Here is an 18,819-nt window from a genome sequence, read left to right as displayed (position 1 = left end):
CTTTGCCATGATATGCACCCACCTTTAACTGTAATTATATACAGTGTAGCAGTGGCTGATCAAAGTGGGTAATCAGGAAAACATATTAGTCATCGGCGGGTAGATATCTTTAAAGAATTGTTAGACAAAATTGTTACTAAATTATCTGAAAACAATGAAGTAACAGAAAACGACCTTATTATTTTCGCTAGACTAGATGGTAAGCTGATTTCTGGCGATGTACAAAATGGTAGCTCTAAAATAAGTGATGAGCAGAAAAGCAAATTATTCATCAATGTGGCATTAAATAATGCAATAACATGTCCTATTTGTAAGGGGTATTTAGACGTCGATAAATCTGTTTCTTATGATCATATTCAAAGAGTAAGGGAAGGCGGTATCGGTGTTGCTGAAAATATTCAATTGAGCCATCCATATTGCAATCAATCAATAAAGCAATGATGCTTTAAAAAAATATTGGCGATAAAATTTAAGTTTGTACTCACTCATTGGGTTCCAAGCCGAGCAACATTCGGCTTTTTTGCGACTCCAACTTGCCTTGTGAAGGTGAACTTGTTCGAACGGGAAAACAGGATGTTTTCCCGAGGTGCGCGCTTTGCATGGACTGCTACCTCGCACCGGTTCGATTAAACAAGTGAAACCGTAACAAGAAAAGCAAGTTGGCGGAGTGCAGGATTCTTTTGCCTCTTTCTTATCCCTAAGAAAGGGGCTCGCCCTGCATGGATGCGGGGAGAATAAAGCTAGGGATGGCTAATCTGTATTTGGGCTGGCTTCAAGTAGCTATTAACCATTCGGCATCAAAGCTTAACTATCATCTTGCCGGTATTTTTACCTTCAAACAGCATATTCAATCCCTCCTGAGCGTTGGATAGTCCCTCAACAACATGGGCGCGGTATTTTATTTTGCCTGCTTTTACATAAGGTGTGAGTTTTTCTAGCAGTTGTGGAATTTCGTGCCAGTGATCGGGCATGGCGAATCCCTGAATGGTTATGCGTTTTTTGATTAGCGGGATCCAGTTTGGTCCGGGCGCTGGGTTGCTGGATTGATAATCTGCAATCATGCCACACACCACAATGCGGCCATGGGTGTTCATACGATTGAAAATCAGTTGCTGAATGGGGCCACCGGTGTTTTCAAAAAAGATGTCAATGCGATCTGGCGTCAGTGCTTTTAATTGTTCAGCTAAATTGTCTGATTTGTAATTAATGGCACCGTCGAAACCAAGTTCATTGACGATCCAGTCTGCTTTGTCGTCGCTGCCCACCACGCCAATCACACGCAGGCCGTCTGCTTTAGCCATTTGGCCTACAATCGAACCTACCGAGCCAGCGGCGCCGGTCACAATCAGCGTTTCACCCGCTTTGGGTTTACCAAAGTGATACAGGCCAGTGGTGGCGGTGAGCCCCGGCAGCGCAAATACGCACAGTGCCATTTCTTCGTTTACGCCGGGAGGGAGTTTATTGAAGCCTTTACCGTCGCTAAGTAGGTATTCGCGCCAACCTGTCATGCCCATGACTTTGTCGCCCACGGAAAAATCGGCATGATTCGATTCAATCACTTCACCCACGCCGCTTGAACGCATCACTTCCCCCAGTTCGACTGGCGGGATATAACTTCCTCTGTCCTCACTCATCCAGCCCAGCATTGCTGGATCTAACGACATATGAGTTTGTTTGATAAGGATTTCGCCCTCACCTGCTGTGGGAATGTTTTTTTGTTGTTCCTGAAAAAGATACGCGCCGATTTGGCCGTTTTTAGGACGGTTTACTAATACAATTTCTTTATAGGTAGACATAACAACATTCCTTTTACTTTGTAGAGCAATCATAGGGTAATGGTTTTATATGCTTTGCAGCCGCTCTTGAGCTAATAAACTGGACAGCTGTTTAAGCTTGTTTTCATTGAAATCTGTTTGGGATTTATATCCCTAAAGAGACTATGCCGCCACTTGGCAGAGTAATCAATTTTGATTGAATGGCCGGACTGAGCGTTCGGCCAGAATGAGTGAATTATTCGAATAGCTGCGGCTGTTAACTATTCATAGGAATATAAAGATAACTTCTGAATGCCAAAGCGCCCTTGTGGCAATCGTACATGTCTGCCCTGATGGGTTTGGTCGCCATTTAACTGGCGCACCGGGTGCCAGCTGCCTTGTTCAAATCGGCCTTCCTGCAGGCTTAAAATACCGGCATTGAGTTTGTCATCTTTTGCCACGGCAAAGTTAATCACAACGCCATTACCAGCAATAAAATATTCATTTTGTTTGGTTTGAATAACGATGACTGCCGCCATTGGCCAGCTGTCGTTTTTAGCATCGGGTGACCAGCCAAGGGTAAAATCGTGTTTTAGTTTAAAGATATAATCGCCAAACTGAATGTTTTGGCTCTGCTCGGTTTTATCAAACAATACTGCATCCACTTTTAGCACATTGGCATTGGTAAGCATCGGCTGTAGCTGTTTAATCAAGGCGTAGCTTTTGCCTAAATCCTCCAGCTCTGGTTTATCGGTCGATTCAATCGAAAAAGGCGAAAAGCCCAGCGCACGGTAATGGCCAATCGCGTATAAGGCTTTAGCCGCCACAGTCTCATCAAATTTATGTTCGGGGATGAACAGTGGGTTGTCTGCACGGCTGTATAAATCGTTCCAGTGCTTAAAGCGCGGGTTGTAAAAATCCGGCGAGAGGAAATCAAGTGCGGGCGCGGCGGCTTTCCAACAATTAATCACATGCGGCAGTGGGCCAGCACTTGGGTATTCACCGGGGGCTTTGCCCGGGCGATTTAACGCCGCATTCACGTACATTGGCAGGTTATAAACCGCCTTACCGGCAGCGGCCAGTTGCTGCACAAAGTCGGCGTAATACCAGGCCATAAACAATTCATCGGTTCGTTTGGATTTACCAAACATTTCTACCCAGTTACCTGAGGTTTTATTGCCTTGTTGCTGCCACGCATTTGTTAGTTCCGGCGCAAGTTTGGTCGGTGGATTTTTAAGATAGTTAATTAACTTAGCTGGCACTGGGGCATTGAACTTGGCATTGGCCAGCGGGTGATGATCACGTGCACTAGGTAACATGCCGATTTCATTTTCCACCTGTACCATAAGCACGGTGTTTTGCTGACTGTCGCTAGCCTTTAAGTGCTGCATTAAGGTGACAAATGCGGCTTTATCGGCTTTTAATACCTCGGTGGAAAAGGGTGTTAAAATTTCCTGGCTTTTTCCCTTTTCATCTTTAATGCGTGGGTAAGTTTTTTGATTGAGTTTTATCCAGCCTGGGGCATGGCTCGACATACTGTTTTTCCATGCGCCAAACCACAGCAATACCAGTTTTTGTTGCTGATTACGTGCCTCGCTAATCAACGCATCTAACGAACTGAAATCGAACTTACCCTGGGTTGGTTCAATCATTTCCCAGTACACGGGGGCTAGCACCGTATTGATATTCATTGCCTTGAGTTTGGGCCAGATGGGTTGCATGTATTCCATGCTGGTGGCGGAAGAGTTACCCAGTTCACCACCGAGCATAATAAAGGGCTGGCCTTTGACTAGTAACTGGCTGTGGCCGTTAACGGGTTTTAAATGCGGCAAAGAGTTTGCGGCACAAAGCGGTGAGATAACTAATAGTAACAGGCTGACAAACCTTTTAAAGCGCATAGATAGTTCCTTATTTGCAGATACAAAAAAGCCGGCGTGTTGCCGGCTTTTGTCCCGTTGAAGGGCTGAGTTACAGCACATCAACGGCATTTAAATCGCTAAATGCTTTTTCCAGTCGTTTAACCATGGATGACTGGCCTTCACGCAACCATACACGCGGATCATAGTATTTTTTGTTAGGTGCTTCATCGCCTGTAGGGTTACCAATTTGCCCTTGCAGGTAATCTTTTTTGGTTTCGTAGTAGTTTTTCACGCCTTCCCAGGTGGCCCACTGGGTATCGGTGTCGATGTTCATTTTGATCACGCCGTAACTAATGGATTCTTTGATTTCGGCTTCGGTCGAACCAGAGCCGCCGTGGAATACAAAGTTCAGCGAGTTTTGTGGCAGGTTAAATTTCTCAGACACATAGGCTTGGGAATTGCGCAGAATTTCCGGGGTTAACTTCACGTTACCCGGCTTATACACACCGTGCACATTGCCGAATGACGCAGCGATAGTGAAACGGTGGTTAACTGCAATCAACTCTTCATAAGCATAAGCCACGTCTTCTGGCTGGGTGTATAACAAGGATGAATCCATGCCGCTGTTATCCACGCCATCTTCTTCGCCGCCGGTGCAGCCTAATTCAATTTCCAGCGTCATGCCCATTTTGCTCATGCGTTCTAAATAGGCTTTGCAGGTAGCGATATTTTCTTCCAGTGGCTCTTCAGATAAATCAATCATATGGGAGCTAAACAGTGGTTTACCGGTTTCTGCGAAGTGTTTTTCCGAGGCATCTAATAAACCGTCAATCCACGGCAATAATTTACGTGCTGCGTGATCGGTATGCACAATCACCGGTACGCCATAACTTTCGGCCAGGGCATGAATATGTCTTGCGCCAGAGATGGAACCAATAATGGCGGCTTGCTGACCTTCCAGTTTTAGCCCTTTGCCTGCCATAAAGGCTCCGCCACCATTAGAAAACTGGATAATTACCGGAGCCCGTACCTTGGCAGCCGCTTCCATTACCGCATTAATCGAATCGGTACCCACAACATTAACGGCTGGCAGGGCAAAGTTGTGTTGTTTGGCAACCTCAAAAACCTTTTGTACGTCGTCTCCTGTGAGTACACCGGGTTTTACAAAATCAAAAATCTTAGACATGGTAGGGCCTTTTAGTAGTGTGTTTGAGTGTGGTTGTATTGTAATGGCGTTCCTGCGCGTAAATGTTATCCAATACATGGCTAAAAATACGGCAAAAAGACTGTTTTTATAAGAGTAAAATGATAAATAATATACAAAGTGCACACAATCATTGAGGCACAATTTATTCACAACTGAAATATTTGCTTAACATCTGTGCAGATATGGCGTAGTGATTAAACAATCAGAACAACTCTGCACAAGGAGTGTTGCAATGAAAAAGGGAATAGTACTGCTGCTGTTGGTTTTGCTGGTTGGGGTGTATGTAACACTCCCCGCCTTATTAGAGCCAAAATTCAATCGGGTCATTGACCATCCTCCCTATAAAATAAGTGACCAAGCAGCTCAACTTCACCAAAAACTGACCATTATGGACTGGCATGCGGATACGTTGTTGTGGGAGCGGGATTTAAATCAGTCAGTTGCGCGTGGACATGTGGATTTGGCGAGGCTGCAACAGGGCAATGTGGCGATTCAGATGTTTACTACTGTGACCAAATCTCCCTCCGGACAGAATTATCAGAAAAATGATGGCAATAGTGATCGCATTACTCTGCTTGCTGTGGCGCAGGGATGGCCTGTTTCCACATGGGGTAGTTTGTTGCAACGGGCGCTTTATCAGGCGCAGAAACTGGATGATGCTGTACAACAATCTAATGGTCAGTTGCGCTGGATTAAAAATCAGAAGGATTTAAATGCATTACTTGAAGCGCGCGGTGAGCAAGGAGATAAGCCACCAATTGGTGTCATGTTAGGCAGTGAAGGAGGTCACCCGCTGGAAGGTAATATCAGTAATCTCGATTTAATGTATCACCATGGTTTTCGCATGATGGGATTACAGCACTTTTTTGATAATCAGTTGGGCGGTTCGTTGCACGGTATCTCACAACAGGGATTAACCGCATTCGGTCGTCAGGTGGTTAAACATCTTAACGAACTGTCCATGATTATTGATGTTGCACATTCATCGGCTCAGGTAGTGGAGGATGTACTTGCAATATCCAGTCGGCCAATAGTGGTATCACATACCGGCTTGTATGGCGTGTGTCAGACGCCGCGTAACTTATCCGATGGTTTGATGCAAAAAATCGCGCAAAAGGGTGGTTTAATTGCGTTGGGGTACTGGGATGCCGCAGTCTGTGACATTTCTCCGCAAGGTATCGCCAAAATGATCCAGTACGGTATTAATTTAGTGGGCGAGGATCATATTGCGCTGGGATCTGACTTTGATGGTGCGGTTGAAACTCAGCTCGATACCAGTGAACTGGCGGCAATTACTCAGCATTTAGTGGATTTAGGTGTAAAAGAAACGCAAATTCAGAAGGTCATGGGTAAAAATTCTGTTAATTTTTTGCAAAATAACCTGCCAGAGTAACTGAATTTGTTATAAATATAGCGAAGTAGTTGGTGTCATAAAGTATTTATTTTACACTATGTAGTGCGCACGTAAGTTATTTTCAAATTTCAGTTTTAAAGGCCGGTTAATGTTTAAAAAACTTGTTATCTGCAGCTTCGCTTTGGTACCCATGGTTAGCATGGCGGACATCGACCTTATGTCGAAACTTTATATGGCGGAAAACAGCTCGTCACCTGATGGTGGTGAGAATGTTAAACCTTTTACAATGGATGGTGAGCTGGGTCTGATTAAAACCACAGGTAATACTGAAACCACCTCATTAAAAGCCACGTTAAGTGCGCATCAGGAAATGCAGGACTGGAGTAATGATTACGCTCTGGAAACTCTGTATAAGCAGGATGAGCTTGATACTGACGATGGCAAAGAAACCACTACCACAGCTCAAAAGTTGTTTGTATCTGGCCAGGGTAACTACAAGTTAACCGATCCCAATCACCGATTGTTCGCCTTTGCTTCTTATGAAGACGACAGATTCAGTGGTTACCAGTATCAGGGCACTGTCGCTGGCGGTTGGGGCCACCAAATGTGGAAAACTGATACCAGCAGTTTTAACTATTCAATCGGTCCGGGTTATGCGTTTGCCAAAACCGAAGACGGCGAAAGTGCGAATGGTTTCATTGTTCGTGGCGCGTTAGATTATAAGTGGAAAATTTCGCCTACAGCGACTTTCCGCCAGTTAATCAGTACGGAAGCCGGTTCCAACAACACCAAATCGAAATCCGAAACCTCACTGTCAGCCAAAATTAATGGTTCGCTGGCGATGAAAGTATCACTGCTGTTAAACCACAACTCAGATGTGGCCGAGGGCAATGAAAATCTCGATACACAAACCGCAGTGACTTTGGTTTATACCTTCTTCTAAATATGACAAGGCCAGATGCAATCTGGCCTTTTCTTTTGTCATTTAACGACTTTTCTTATGTGGTATCAAAAACACATTATCATTAGCGCCAAACCCCGCGGTTTTCATTTAATCACCGAGCAGATTATCAGTGCACTGCCACAAATCCGTTCGTTAGATGTGGGCTTGCTGAATCTGTTTATCACTCATACATCAGCCTCGCTGGCGATTAATGAAAATGCAGATCCCACTGTACGCAGTGATATGGAGGCCCACTTTAATGTGCTGGCACCGGAAAATGCGCCTTATTATCGCCACACCTACGAAGGGCCGGATGATATGCCTGCACATATTAAGTCGGTACTGCTAGGTGCCAGCCAGACGATTCCGATCAGTAAGGGTAAACTGGCGCTTGGTACCTGGCAGGGCATTTATTTGTGTGAGCACCGGGACCACGCCTCAGAGCGCACATTAATCGCTACGCTGCAAGGTGAGTAAAATTATCACTACAGTGCTTCAGGCGCCAATTTCTGTAACACGTCGGCGTTTTACATTTTTTTCACATCGTGTCATTTTAAATCCTCAACCTTCAAAATAATGTGAAAAACAAAACCAGCGGCACATAGGATAAAGCTGCTGGCAGGTGTTGCAGGTGTAAAATGAATCGTAAACTAAGTTGTTTGATGCTGGTATGGCTGGTTGTTTTAATCCGGCCGGTTTATGCACAAGCCGAATTTGATTTACCTGACTGGCTAAGTGTGTCGGTTAAGCTTCCTGACTCTTACGATAAAACGGAACGTGCTTATCCTGCGGTGTATGTATTGTCCGCTGCGCCTTTTTATTTGGGGGATTATCACAAAGAAGCTACAGATCTTATTAGTGGCTTGCACCGTTATGGTTATTTTCCCGAGGTACTGGTAGTCAATGTTCAGGTAAAGTCACTTTATGATTATGTTGCTAATCAACCAGAGGTATTGCGTGATACGTTAGTTAACCAGTTGGTGCCGAAAGTCCATGAACAATACCGCACAGGCATTTCGTCAACACTGGTTGGGTTTTCCTACTCAGCTGCATTTACCAGCATTTATGCACCTTCGCTAGCCAGCCAGTTTGAACAGATCATTAGTATTTCACCGGTGTTTTCGACTGCTAAATATTCAGCAGCAATTAACCAGCAAACCACTGCCACATTGCCTGAATTATATCTGGCTTATGGCAATGAAAGTTTGCGTGAGTTTCAAACAATCAAATCCCGGTTTAACCCGGACCATTTACAACAAGTTGTTTTTGCGCAGGAAAATCACCAGTCGGTTTTATTACCGGCACTACGTGGTGGATTGTTGTGGCATTTCCGTGATTATCGTAAACCCGGTTTCAATCAGACTGAGAGTGAACAATGGAATAGTGACAAAGTACGCGCTTTTTTGACCCGGCGTAATGCCAAATATCAGCTTCAGCAGGATGATACTGAATTTTCACAGTTGTGTACCGGGTTAGCGCAGGATTATATGGCACAGCATAAACTCGATGCTGCATTTGAATTGTGGAAACACAGCCAGTCGCGTTTTCGTAGTTATTTTTTACACCAGTATGCATTAGGACAGAGTCAGGCGGGCGAGTTGCAACGAGCCAGCAAAATCTATGTGCAAATGGCGATGTTAAGCCCGAAATATCCGCTACCGGATTATCAGAAATTAAAATTAACCGATGGTATGAGGCATGTGTCAGTAAACGATCTTAAGGCGATTTCTGACAAAGTCCGGATGATGACAACCGATGTGTCGGAACAGGAAATTAACGATTTTGCCTATGTCTTGCTGGAAGACAAACACAACAAGCTGGCAATACAGACGCTGGACAAAGGTATATCACTTTACCCGTCATCGTTAAATTTACTGGATAGTCTGGCCGATGCGTATGTGGCTGTGGATGATAAAACCAGCGCCAAAGTGACAATTAGCAAAGCATTAGCCCAGGCCGGTAATGACAGACAAAAAGCCCATTTTAATGCGCGTTTAATCGCCCTGAGTGAGTAAGTCATGAATAAACATAATAAACTGAGCATCTTACTGGTTGAGGATAACCAACGTATTGCCGAGTCGGTTATTCAACATTTCACCCAGAAAGGACATGTGGTGGATTATGCGTCCAGTGCAGAAACCGCGTTAAATTTACTCGAACAAAGTCGTTTTGATTTAATGATTCTGGATTTAATGCTGCCAGGCATGGATGGACTTACATTTTGCAAACAGGCGCGTGAGCAAAATAATTATGTGATCCCGGTGTTGATGTTAACCGCCAAAGATGCCATCGATGACATAGTACAAGGTTTCAATCATGGTGCGGATGATTATCTGACCAAACCATTTGCCATGCAGGAGTTGGAAGTGCGGGTAGTCGCATTATCACGTCGCCATATGCTTAATACTCAATATTTAATTGAACTTGGAGAGCTGCAAATAGACCGGCGGGCGTTAACGGTCAAACGGCAGGGCAGGATAGTTGAGTGTTCACGTATGGGGTACAACATTCTCAAATACCTGGCGGAGGCGTACCCCCGAGTGGTGACACGCTCCGAATTGATTCAAACGTTATGGGGCGACAATGAAACTGAATCAGATGCCTTACGCACCCATATGTATCAGTTGCGGTTATGTTTAGATAAACCTTTTACCAGTCCTATGTTAAAAACGGTACATAGTGTTGGGTTTACGTTGCAAAATATTGAATGAACCAGTTTCGACGACTACATAGCCTTTCACATCGCATTATTGTTTATTGCTGTTTATGCACCTTTTTGTGTGGCGTAGTGTTTAGCGGCTTTAATGTGGCATGGTTATATTGCCTGGAAAATACATACCTGAATCGCATGATCGATGTGGAAGTGGATTATGTTGATCCTCTGTCAATGGAGCAAATTCAGCGGATAGCGGCCCAAAAAGAACACTTGCAGTTGATCAATGACCAGCAATTGCCTGAGCACTTTGATATTGGCCAGTGTGAAGAACATGGTCATCGTGCAATCACTTATCATCATGATGGACAGGATTTTATTGCACATGGTTTGGCACAACACCCGGGGGTGTGGCTGGTGACTAATATCAGTAAGCTGGAATTAGTCCGGCCATATCAGGGCATGATTTTGCTAACCCTCAGTGCAGTGGCTTTGGGTCTTATTCTGCTCACCTGCCTGATTATTTATTTAGTGCTCAAAAAATTACTCAGGCCACTGAATCGACTGGCCGACTTTGTCGCAACCATGAAAATAGATGATCTGCCAAAAGGATTTGCTGCACGCTATCCTGCTAATGAGGTGGGATTACTGGCATTTACTCTGGAGGAAAAAATAACCCGTATCAGTGAGTTTATTTACCGTGAACAGAATTTTACCCGTGATGTGAGTCATGAGCTAAGAACGGCTATTGCTATCATCAAAAATCAAACATCTGAATTAATGGCTAACCCTAATATTGATCAACAGCAAAGGCAAAAACTTGAACACATTCAGCATGCTAATTTTGAAGCTGAAAATACGGTAAAAAACCTGCTATTTCTGGCTCGTGAACAGCATGATGAATTGGTTCATCATTCGGTAAAATTATTGCCTGTGGTGGAGTCGACCATCATTCAGCAGGCTTATCTGCTTGACGGAAAAAATGTAAACGTTGACGTTAATATTGATGCTGCGGTTTCTGTGCATATACCTGCCGGTGTTCTGGCGATTTTACTATCAAATTTAATCAGCAATGCATTTCAGTATACTCAACAGGGGCAGGTAGAAATTGGTTTCGATAATTACAAGTTATCGGTGTCAGACACAGGTATTGGTATTCCACAATCAATTCGTCACAAGGTTGAGCAACCCTTTGTGAAAAGCGAGAATAGCCGAGGTTACGGCGTCGGTATGGCGATAGTGAACCGATTATGTGATGTGTATCACTTGCGCTTTTATATTGAAGATAAACAACCGGGTACCTGTGTTACTGTGGTGTTTCCAACCCGCGCTTAAAATAGCATCGTGGTTCTATCATCTCAGTTTCATTCAATTGCCGGAATAATACGTTTAATAATGGTGGCGGGATTGCCTGCAATGACCACATCGTCGCCAAAACTTTTGGTTACCACAGCGCCAGAGGCAACCACCACATTGTTACCCAGAGTAACGCCGGGATTAATGACCGCCATACCACCAATCCAGCAGTTGTCTCCAATGGTGACGGGTTTGGCAAATTCCAGTCCGTTGTTACGTTCAGCAGGGTTAAGCGGATGAGTCGCGGTATAGATACCCACCTGAGGCGCTAACATGCAATTATCACCAAAACGTATCGGTGCCACATCGAGTAATACGCAATTAAAATTAGCGTAGAAGTTTTCCCCAACATGGATGTTAAAACCGTAATCACATTTAAAGTCAGATTGGATTTTGATGTTGTGGCCGGTACTGCCAAACAAGGATTTTAATATCTGTGCGCGTTCATCGGTTTGCGTCATGCTGGTGTGATTAAATTTTTCTAAATTACGCATACAATGCTGGTGCAGCTCAACCAGTTCAGGATCATCTGGCCGGTACATATCGCCATTAATCATTTTTTGTTTTTCGCTCATTTAATGTCTCTGTTTTCAATTGGTATCGTGACGGACGGCATCCTGGTTATCGGTCCAGCAAAGGGTAAATCTGGCACCGCCAAGCAATGAATTTTCAACCAATACTGTGCCATTATGTAACTGCGCAATTTGTTGCACAATCGCTAAACCCAATCCATGCCCTGTGGTGGTATTCGTTGAGCCGGAAGCTTGAGTAAAAGGCAACAATATTCGTGTTTTATCTTCATCTTTCACGCCTTCGCCATCATCCTCGACACTAAGGCTGTAACGGTGTTCGCCCTGTTGCTGCACGCTGATCCGAATCTGCGAATGGGCAAAGCGGCTTGCATTGGCCAGTAGATTATTCACTGCGCGCATAAACGCACTTTCGTCCAGATAAAAGGTTTGCTGTTGCAATGATGGGGCAATCTGAATATCAAACTGCACGGCAGGCTGTTGCAGCTGCATTATCTGAACATCCTGTTTGAGTTTGTCTGCCAGCATTACCCTGGTCATATTTAGCGGAAGAGAAGAGCGATTGTAACGGGCTAAAACCAGTGTTTGATTAATCAGGTGATCCAAATCGTCAATGCTACCTGAAATGCGCTCGCGGTAGCGTTGTATATCTTGTGGGGTTAATTCAGGGCTATCGAGCATCTCAAACGCAAAGCGCAGCCGGTAAAGTGGTGTGCGTAAATCGTGGGCAATGGCATTGGTTAGCTGGCGCTGATTATTGATTAATTCTTCAATGCGCTTGGCCATGGTATTAAATTGTGCACCCAGTGCAGAAATGGCCGAGGTTTTAGCCAGACTCGCCTGTGCATTGAGTTGTCCTGCCCCAAAATCACTGGCTGCCTTGCTTAGTTTGCCAATATCGCGCCATAGCGGCCATACCCATAAAAACATGCAAAGTGAAATCAGCACCACAAATACCAATAACAGGTAAATGATATTAAATGGATTGGCCGAGCTAATGGGCAGAGCCTGGGCAATCAGATATGTTGAGTCATTTAACTGAGTGATAAAGGTAAGTTGGCCATCGGCTTCCGGTTTCCAGCTAAATCCAAATTCTGCCATTTGCCTATTTTGTAAGGGTGTCAGGCTAAATTGCTCTTTGGTTTGTAAATACAACCTTGCGGCAAAATGGGGTTCCAGTTGTTTTAGTGTTGACGGCCAGCTTTCCACAGGGAGTTGTGATAGTTGTTGTTTTAACAAAAACACAGTGCCTTGTGCACCTCGTTTGATTTCTTCCTGTAGTGCAAAATCGACCGCCAGCATGACGACCCATTGTGAATCGGTCAGGCGTTGTGCCAGCCATTCTGGTTCAGAATTAATAAATACGATTTGGTTATTGATTAAGTCTTGTTGTACAGCGGGAGCATTAGCAAAGTCGCTTAGCCGGCTTAGTTTTAATTCAAACCCAAATTGCTGTTGTAAGTCGGCCAGTTTGTGTTGCTGATCGTCGGCTGACGTTGATTGCAATGCCTGTTGTAGCAAATAAAAGCTGCCACGGTAGGCTTGAATAAAGCGGGTACTTTCTATGTGATTATTAAATAGCTGAATAGGGCTATAAGAATGTGGATACAGCAGAAAAAACAGGGGCGCAAATACCACCAGCCATAAACCGATAAAAGATTTAAACATCTGCAGACTCCGGATGAGACAAACAAAGCTGATATCCAGTGCCTCGAATCGTTTTGATTATGCCGGGCTGATTTGGATCATCCCCTAACTTACGACGTAAACGTGAAATACGGCGGTCAATTGAGCGTTCCATACCGTCATATTCATAACCTTTAAGTTGATGGCTGATGGTATCGCGGCTGACGATTTTTCCACATGATTGCGCCAGCAAATAAAGAAGATCGTACTCTGCGGTGGTTAAGTCGATATTTTGTTGATGTAAAAGTACGGTTCGCGTGGCAACTCTGATTTTTAAAGGACCAATATCCAGATCTATCGCTGTGGTTTCCTGAGGGGCTGGCTGTTGCCGACGTTCGAATCTGCGTAACAAGGCATTAATGCGCGAGAGTAAAAGGCGGGGTTGAATTTGTTTCACGACATAATCATCAGCACCTATCTCCAGTCCCATCATCTGATCAATATCGTCATCCAGGGCGGTTTGCATCAATACCGGCCCTGTGTATTCAGGACGAATAGCTCGACAAATATCCATGCCATTCATGCCCGGCAACATAATGTCCAGAATCACCAAATCGGGTTGAGCATCGATAATTCGTTGCGCAGCATGTGTACCGTCACTCAGGTGGGTAATGTTAAAACCAAAACGGCACAGGAAGTCAGTAATGAGTTCCGCTAATTGCAGATCGTCTTCTACTAAAAATAAATGGGCTGCTTGCGTCATCCATGTTTTCCCGTACGAAAAATATTCGTCAATTGTAAAACAATCAACGCCATTGCTATGTGACCAATTGTGACAAATCTGGACTGTCACCCTCAAACTTTGGCACTTGTCACTTAGTGTCCACAAAACAAACAATTAAGCCACAGAGTCACAGTGCATATTGCTGCAACATCAGGTTATTCGTTTATTGATGTGACTCACTAAGGATTCTAGCAATGAAATATTATCGGCCCTTTTTTAATCGAACCAGCATTGTGCTTTATACAACCTGTTGGTTACTGAGCGCTTGCAGTGATGACGCTGCCAAATTTGGCGGTGAATATAAAAAATATCAGGGGATTTGGCAGTCAGATGCCTACGGCCAGGTGATGCAAATTGCCGGTGACACCATCATTAATTATCAGAATACTTTTGATCAGTGCATTCGCGTATCAACCCAAAATAATGTCACGCTCCAGCAGTTCGAACAGCGTTTTAGCTTTAAAGGAGAGCAATTGTTTGCGTTCAATTATCCACAAGTGAAGGACGTTGATGAGTCTGGGGTAACGATGCAGCCAGTTAAAGCCTTACCTTACAGTTGCAAATCAAACCTCATCGCAATCAAGGGCGATAAAAATTATCAACAGGATGCTGAACGTGACGCCAGATTTTGGTTTGATGATTTTAGTGAACACTATGTGGATTTTGAGTTGTCTGCCACTGACTGGCAACTTACGCAGCAACACATACTCAGCCAGATTAATCCACAAACAAGCGACAGTGAGTTTTTTGAATTCCTGGCTGTCGCGATGGCCGGGCTGAAAAATGGCCATCTTGGGTTATACGATGGCAGCATAACCTATCAGGTGAAACGCGCGGATAAACCGGATCTGTTTGAGAAATTATCTCAGGAATACCTGCAGGAAGTCGATTTGCAGCCACCTTTGACTGAAGAACAAAAGCAACAGCAGGCTCAGTATGTTGCAGATAATCTCGCCCTTATTGAGGGCATTATTGGCTATTACAGCAACGATATGTCACAAATAAAAACGGCCGCGCAGGGGAATCTGGTGTGGTTTAAAACCGCAGACTTAGCTTACCTGAACATTATGGGGCTTAGTGAGTTTGCCAGTGCATCAGATTTAAGTACACAGCTGAGTGTGGCCGATACTGCTCTTAAGGAGGTAATTGAGTCGATGCAGGATACCAGTGGCATGATAATCGATTTGCGTTTTAACGGTGGGGGATACCCGTTTTTAGCCAAAAAAATAGCCGGTTATTTTACTGATGTTAGTTATGTGGCTTATACAGAACAGACAAAAGGATTAGGTGGTTTTAGTGACAAAGTTGAAGTAAATGTTGAACCTCAAGCACTTTATTATGAAAAGCCAATCGTGGTTCTGGTCAGTAATACCACTGCTTCGGCAGCAGAGTTGCTGGCGCTGATGTTACGTGCGCGCGGTAATGTCACTTTTATCGGTGAACCCACTCAGGGTATGTTATCCGGCTCATTGGGCAGAACCCTGCCAAACGGCTGGTTGTATAGTGTGTCGAATTTGAAGCGGTTAACACCTGATGGTGACTGGTTTGAGTACAGTGGGATCCCGGTCAGCAGGCAAACCACTTTTTTTAGTAAAGAGGAGCGGGCTGGCTTTTATGACCAGGCAATTGATGCCGCAAGATTAAGTCTGACCCGAAATCTTTAACATTAAAAAAGGCCCGTTTAGGGCCTTTTTTAACTGAAAGAGGTTAACACACTAGTGTTATTGGCAGCTTTTACACACACCATGCGCTTCAATGGTTTGGCTTTTTACTTTAAAACCATGCTCATTAGCTTGTTTGTCGAGGGTTTGTTGTAACCCGGCAGACTGTATTTCCACCACATCGCCACACTGGTCACAAATCAAAAATTGCACTGGATGGCTGCAACCAAAATGATGACAAGCAACAAAGGCATTGCTTGATTCGATGCGGTGAATTAATCCAAACTCGAGTAAAAAATCCAGTGTACGGTATACAGTGGCTGGCTTGGCAGTGTTTTCTGTTTCTTTGAGTTTATCCAGTAACTCGTAAGCACCTATTGCTCCTTCGCGCTCCAGTAACAGACCGTACACCTTTTCACGCAGTAAGGTAAAACGTGCACCTTTGTCTTCACAGTAGCTTCGGGCTTTATGAACTTGGGTTTCAACTGACATTAGTAATCCGTTCCTGAATATTTCGCAGACAGTTTATCACAGTAAAAGTGAAGCGAAATTAGTAATGTTAATCCTGATACAGGGGTAAGTTATCAACCCGTTGCTGTACCTGTTGTTTCAGTGCAATGTATCGTTCACCATCCACATCCCCGATTGCCTGATTAAACTGATCTTTATGCAGGCCTTCCGGTAAATTCTTTATATCAGGAAAATAAAAAGATTCGTCAATATGTTGCATAAAACGCTGTTGTAACCGTCGTGCTTTGTCACTGTGAGTAGCTTGCATTGCCAGTTTTATACCGGCTAAATCTGCACTTAAATCCGCAAAACTAAAACCGCTACCACTGTTGTTGCGATCCATCAGCTCTTTTAATTCACCAACGGCAGCAGATATGCCTTGCTGGGACAATATCTCGATGGCAGCAGAGTAAACAAAGTGCTGACACAGGTCGCGACGACTTGCCAGCATTAACAAATGTTTGGGTCTGGCTTTTTCAAGTTGCTCACGGTCGAAATTACCGCTTAATCTGGCAAAGTGTTTGCTGCCATCAAAAATGGCCAATGCCAGTAACGCGGCTTTGTTTTCTGTAGCGGCATTATCTGGATTTGATTGTTGACTGGCCTGCGTGAACAGGGCGACTAAATATTGATTCAGCGACACCGCGGGTAATTGCAAATCCAGCGGCTTAAATTGCTGTAAAAAGTCCAGATAAAATGAAACACGCTGTTGTAAATATTGCTCATCCTCGCTGAGTTCACGTTTGATGCTTTTTAAGCTGATGATTACATCCTGTACCGGTGCCAGACTGAGCTGTAAACGTTGCGGATCCATGGCTGTGCGTTCAATGCGCGAAATGAGTTCGCTGGTAACGGGTTTTCCAATATAACTATCTGCGATATAGGTCAGTGTTCCTAATGCCATTTTCCCCGGTAAATAAAGATCACCAATTTGCACCGATTCCAGCGGAAAGCCCTCTCCTTCCTGTAACCAGGCCTGTATGTTGATGAAGTAAGCATCCAGTGGCGCCGGAAGCTGGTAGCTCATTGCTGCCACGCTGCGAGTATCTCCCAGATTGACCTGGGCTCTAACGGCGGGCTGAGCCCGTTGCGCAAAACCCGCCAAAGAATTCAGCTGCTTAGCATTGAGTGAAATATTTTGATGGCGATGTGCTTTGTCGCTTAAGCGTTGTAAGCGTTTTAATAATGCCGGTAAGGTGTCTGCATTTTCGACCTGGACATGACTTTGTGCCACGACTAATGGTGTTTTTTCAATGGCCAGAAAAATTAACACGCCACATAAAATGATCAGAATGCCGCATAGCAGAAATACAGATTTTAACAGGCGTTGTAACACTCGCATTGATCGTTCAGGGAGGGAGGATTCGATAGGTTTAACGGTACCAAGTCAGTGTAAAAAACGCCAGTATTTCAAAGACTTTTTCACAGCGAAAAAATGTTATTTAGGGTAAATATAGCGATACGATTGGGTAAATGACTGGATTTAAGGTTTGCTTAATCTTTGGTTTTTATAGTCATCCTATCAAGTTATGTTTAGGTGATAGTCTGGTGAATAAAAAAACAGGTTTCAGGCGTATTAGTGCCGCAACCGGATATTCAATAAGTGGTTTAAAATCTGCGTTTATTTCTGAAGCTGCATTCCGGCAGGAATGTGTCCTGTTTTTAGTCTTGTTTCCGGTTGCGTTGTTATTGCCTGTTAGTTATTCGACAAAACTGCTTTTAGTTTCTACTTTATTTTTAGTCTTAATCGTTGAATTAATTAATTCTGCCATTGAAGCCACGGTGGACCGGATAGGGGAAGAACATCACCCGTTAAGTGCTAAAGCCAAAGATATTGGGTCTGCCGCTGTTTTTATCTGCCTGATTTTTATGGCCACAGTATGGGGAATAACCTTGTGGTCTATGTAAAACGTCAGTGGATAGTCGGACCGGTTATCAGCTGCATTGTGATTAGTGCACTGGCATTTTACTGGCACTGGAATTTACAAATTGCATCGTGGTTTTATCAACTTGAAGGTGGGCAATGGTTGTTGCGTGACCATTTTGTTACCCAAACACTGTTTCATAAAGGTGCGCGTTTATTAAATGATGCGGCGGTTATTTTATTGCTGTGTATAACTGTTGCAGTGAGTGTGCAATACCGGGGACGTTGGATAAGTCGTCAGTTTTTATTCTTACTGGCGTCTGTTTTGGTGTCGTTTGGTTTGGTTGCCTATTTAAAATCGGTGACCAATATGGATTGTCCATGGGACATCAATTTATTTGGTGGGTCGAAACCATACTATGGATTGCTTGATTTCAAGCCCTCATCGATAAAACTGGGTAAATGTTACCCGGCGGGTCATGCCAGCGTTGGATATGCCTGGTTGGCACTGTTTTTCTTTTTTTATCCCATCAATAAATCGGCAGCTCGAATGAGTCTGATTGGTGCGCTCATTTTAGGTGTGATGTTAGGGATTGCTCAGCAATTGCGTGGTGCACATTTTTTTACAGATGATGTTGCCACTGCGTTGATATGCTGGTTGGTACCGGCGTGTTTATTTGGTTTAGGTGCAAAACAGCGTGATAAGGAATTTGAATAA

At 44.1% G+C, this 18,819-nt stretch carries 18 protein-coding genes; 10 read left to right on the top strand and 8 right to left on the bottom strand.

All coding sequences use genetic code 11. From position 1 onward, the window contains the following. The first annotated feature begins 117 nt into the window (after positions 1–117). Positions 118–441: an HNH endonuclease gene (locus tag H8B19_RS16970; protein ID WP_206683205.1), complete on the top strand. Its 324-nt coding sequence runs from the start codon at positions 118–120 to the stop codon at positions 439–441. Positions 442–797: 356 nt separating this feature from the next. On the opposite strand, the gene H8B19_RS16965 is transcribed toward H8B19_RS16970, so the two are convergent. The 3 genes from H8B19_RS16965 to fbaA form a co-directional block, all read right to left on the bottom strand. Next, a complete protein-coding gene (locus H8B19_RS16965; RefSeq protein WP_186508167.1) occupies positions 798–1,796 on the bottom strand; it encodes an NADP-dependent oxidoreductase in 999 nt (332 codons plus the stop codon). 239 nt (positions 1,797–2,035) lie between these two features. Beyond that, a complete protein-coding gene (locus H8B19_RS16960) occupies positions 2,036–3,652 on the bottom strand; it encodes a GH35 family beta-galactosidase (protein WP_186508165.1) in 1,617 nt (538 codons plus the stop codon). A 70-nt stretch (positions 3,653–3,722) separates the two neighbouring features. Further along, the gene (fbaA, locus tag H8B19_RS16955; protein ID WP_186508163.1) at positions 3,723–4,799 is read right to left on the bottom strand and encodes a class II fructose-bisphosphate aldolase; all 1,077 of its coding nucleotides are present in this window, start codon (positions 4,797–4,799) and stop codon (positions 3,723–3,725) included. A 253-nt stretch (positions 4,800–5,052) separates the two neighbouring features. Between fbaA and H8B19_RS16950 the strand changes: the two genes are divergently transcribed. From H8B19_RS16950 to H8B19_RS16925, 6 genes are all read left to right on the top strand, one after another. Further along, the gene (locus H8B19_RS16950; RefSeq protein WP_186508161.1) at positions 5,053–6,213 is read left to right on the top strand and encodes a dipeptidase; all 1,161 of its coding nucleotides are present in this window, start codon (positions 5,053–5,055) and stop codon (positions 6,211–6,213) included. Positions 6,214–6,391: 178 nt separating this feature from the next. Continuing rightward, positions 6,392–7,117 (top strand): DUF481 domain-containing protein, encoded by a 726-nt coding sequence (locus H8B19_RS16945; protein ID WP_186508175.1) that lies wholly within the window; start codon positions 6,392–6,394, stop codon positions 7,115–7,117. A 57-nt stretch (positions 7,118–7,174) separates the two neighbouring features. Next, positions 7,175–7,594: a secondary thiamine-phosphate synthase enzyme YjbQ gene (locus H8B19_RS16940; RefSeq protein ID WP_186508159.1), complete on the top strand. Its 420-nt coding sequence runs from the start codon at positions 7,175–7,177 to the stop codon at positions 7,592–7,594. A gap of 161 nt (positions 7,595–7,755) precedes the next feature. After that, on the top strand, positions 7,756–9,132 hold the full coding sequence (locus H8B19_RS16935) for an alpha/beta hydrolase-fold protein (protein WP_186508158.1): 1,377 nt from the start codon (positions 7,756–7,758) through the stop codon (positions 9,130–9,132). Positions 9,133–9,135: 3 nt separating this feature from the next. Next, positions 9,136–9,828 (top strand): response regulator transcription factor, encoded by a 693-nt coding sequence (locus H8B19_RS16930; protein ID WP_186508156.1) that lies wholly within the window; start codon positions 9,136–9,138, stop codon positions 9,826–9,828. Beyond that, entirely contained in the window at positions 9,825–11,105 is a 1,281-nt protein-coding gene (locus H8B19_RS16925; RefSeq protein WP_186508154.1) for a sensor histidine kinase, read from the top strand. The genes H8B19_RS16930 and H8B19_RS16925 overlap by 4 nt, the downstream gene beginning before the upstream one ends. A gap of 29 nt (positions 11,106–11,134) precedes the next feature. On the opposite strand, the gene H8B19_RS16920 is transcribed toward H8B19_RS16925, so the two are convergent. The 3 genes from H8B19_RS16920 to H8B19_RS16910 are packed head-to-tail and all read right to left on the bottom strand — an operon-like array spanning position 11,135 to position 14,045. After that, positions 11,135–11,701 carry a sugar O-acetyltransferase gene (locus H8B19_RS16920; RefSeq protein WP_186508152.1) on the bottom strand — a complete coding sequence of 189 codons (567 nt, stop codon included), beginning with the start codon at positions 11,699–11,701 and terminating at the stop codon, positions 11,135–11,137. 15 nt (positions 11,702–11,716) lie between these two features. Beyond that, positions 11,717–13,324, bottom strand: coding sequence for an ATP-binding protein (locus tag H8B19_RS16915; RefSeq protein ID WP_186508151.1), 1,608 nt, complete (start codon positions 13,322–13,324; stop codon positions 11,717–11,719). Next, positions 13,317–14,045 (bottom strand): winged helix-turn-helix domain-containing protein, encoded by a 729-nt coding sequence (locus H8B19_RS16910; RefSeq protein WP_186508148.1) that lies wholly within the window; start codon positions 14,043–14,045, stop codon positions 13,317–13,319. Before H8B19_RS16910 ends, H8B19_RS16915 begins: the two co-directional genes overlap by 8 nt. 215 nt (positions 14,046–14,260) lie before the next feature. Here H8B19_RS16910 and H8B19_RS16905 point away from each other — a divergent pair, with 215 nt between their 5' ends. Next, entirely contained in the window at positions 14,261–15,730 is a 1,470-nt protein-coding gene (locus H8B19_RS16905) for a S41 family peptidase (RefSeq protein WP_186508147.1), read from the top strand. 57 nt (positions 15,731–15,787) lie between these two features. Here H8B19_RS16905 and H8B19_RS16900 read toward each other — a convergent pair whose 3' ends face one another. Beyond that, entirely contained in the window at positions 15,788–16,219 is a 432-nt protein-coding gene (locus tag H8B19_RS16900; RefSeq protein ID WP_186508146.1) for a transcriptional repressor, read from the bottom strand. A 67-nt stretch (positions 16,220–16,286) separates the two neighbouring features. Beyond that, entirely contained in the window at positions 16,287–17,579 is a 1,293-nt protein-coding gene (locus H8B19_RS16895) for a YfiM family lipoprotein (RefSeq protein WP_186508144.1), read from the bottom strand. Positions 17,580–17,785: 206 nt separating this feature from the next. On the opposite strand from H8B19_RS16895, the gene H8B19_RS16890 reads away from it, so the two are divergent. Both H8B19_RS16890 and H8B19_RS16885 read left to right on the top strand, forming a co-directional pair. Beyond that, positions 17,786–18,145: a diacylglycerol kinase gene (locus H8B19_RS16890; protein WP_338401542.1), complete on the top strand. Its 360-nt coding sequence runs from the start codon at positions 17,786–17,788 to the stop codon at positions 18,143–18,145. Next, positions 18,118–18,819, top strand: a complete 702-nt coding sequence (locus H8B19_RS16885) for a phosphatase PAP2 family protein (RefSeq protein WP_186508142.1) — start codon at positions 18,118–18,120, stop codon at positions 18,817–18,819. Before H8B19_RS16890 ends, H8B19_RS16885 begins: the two co-directional genes overlap by 28 nt.

This window comes from Neptunicella marina, from assembly GCF_014270035.1.
In the GTDB taxonomy this organism is placed as follows: Bacteria; Pseudomonadota; Gammaproteobacteria; order Enterobacterales; family Alteromonadaceae; genus Neptunicella; species Neptunicella marina.
Note: the sequence above shows the minus strand (reverse complement) of the source record. Positions and strands in the feature narration are given on the sequence as shown.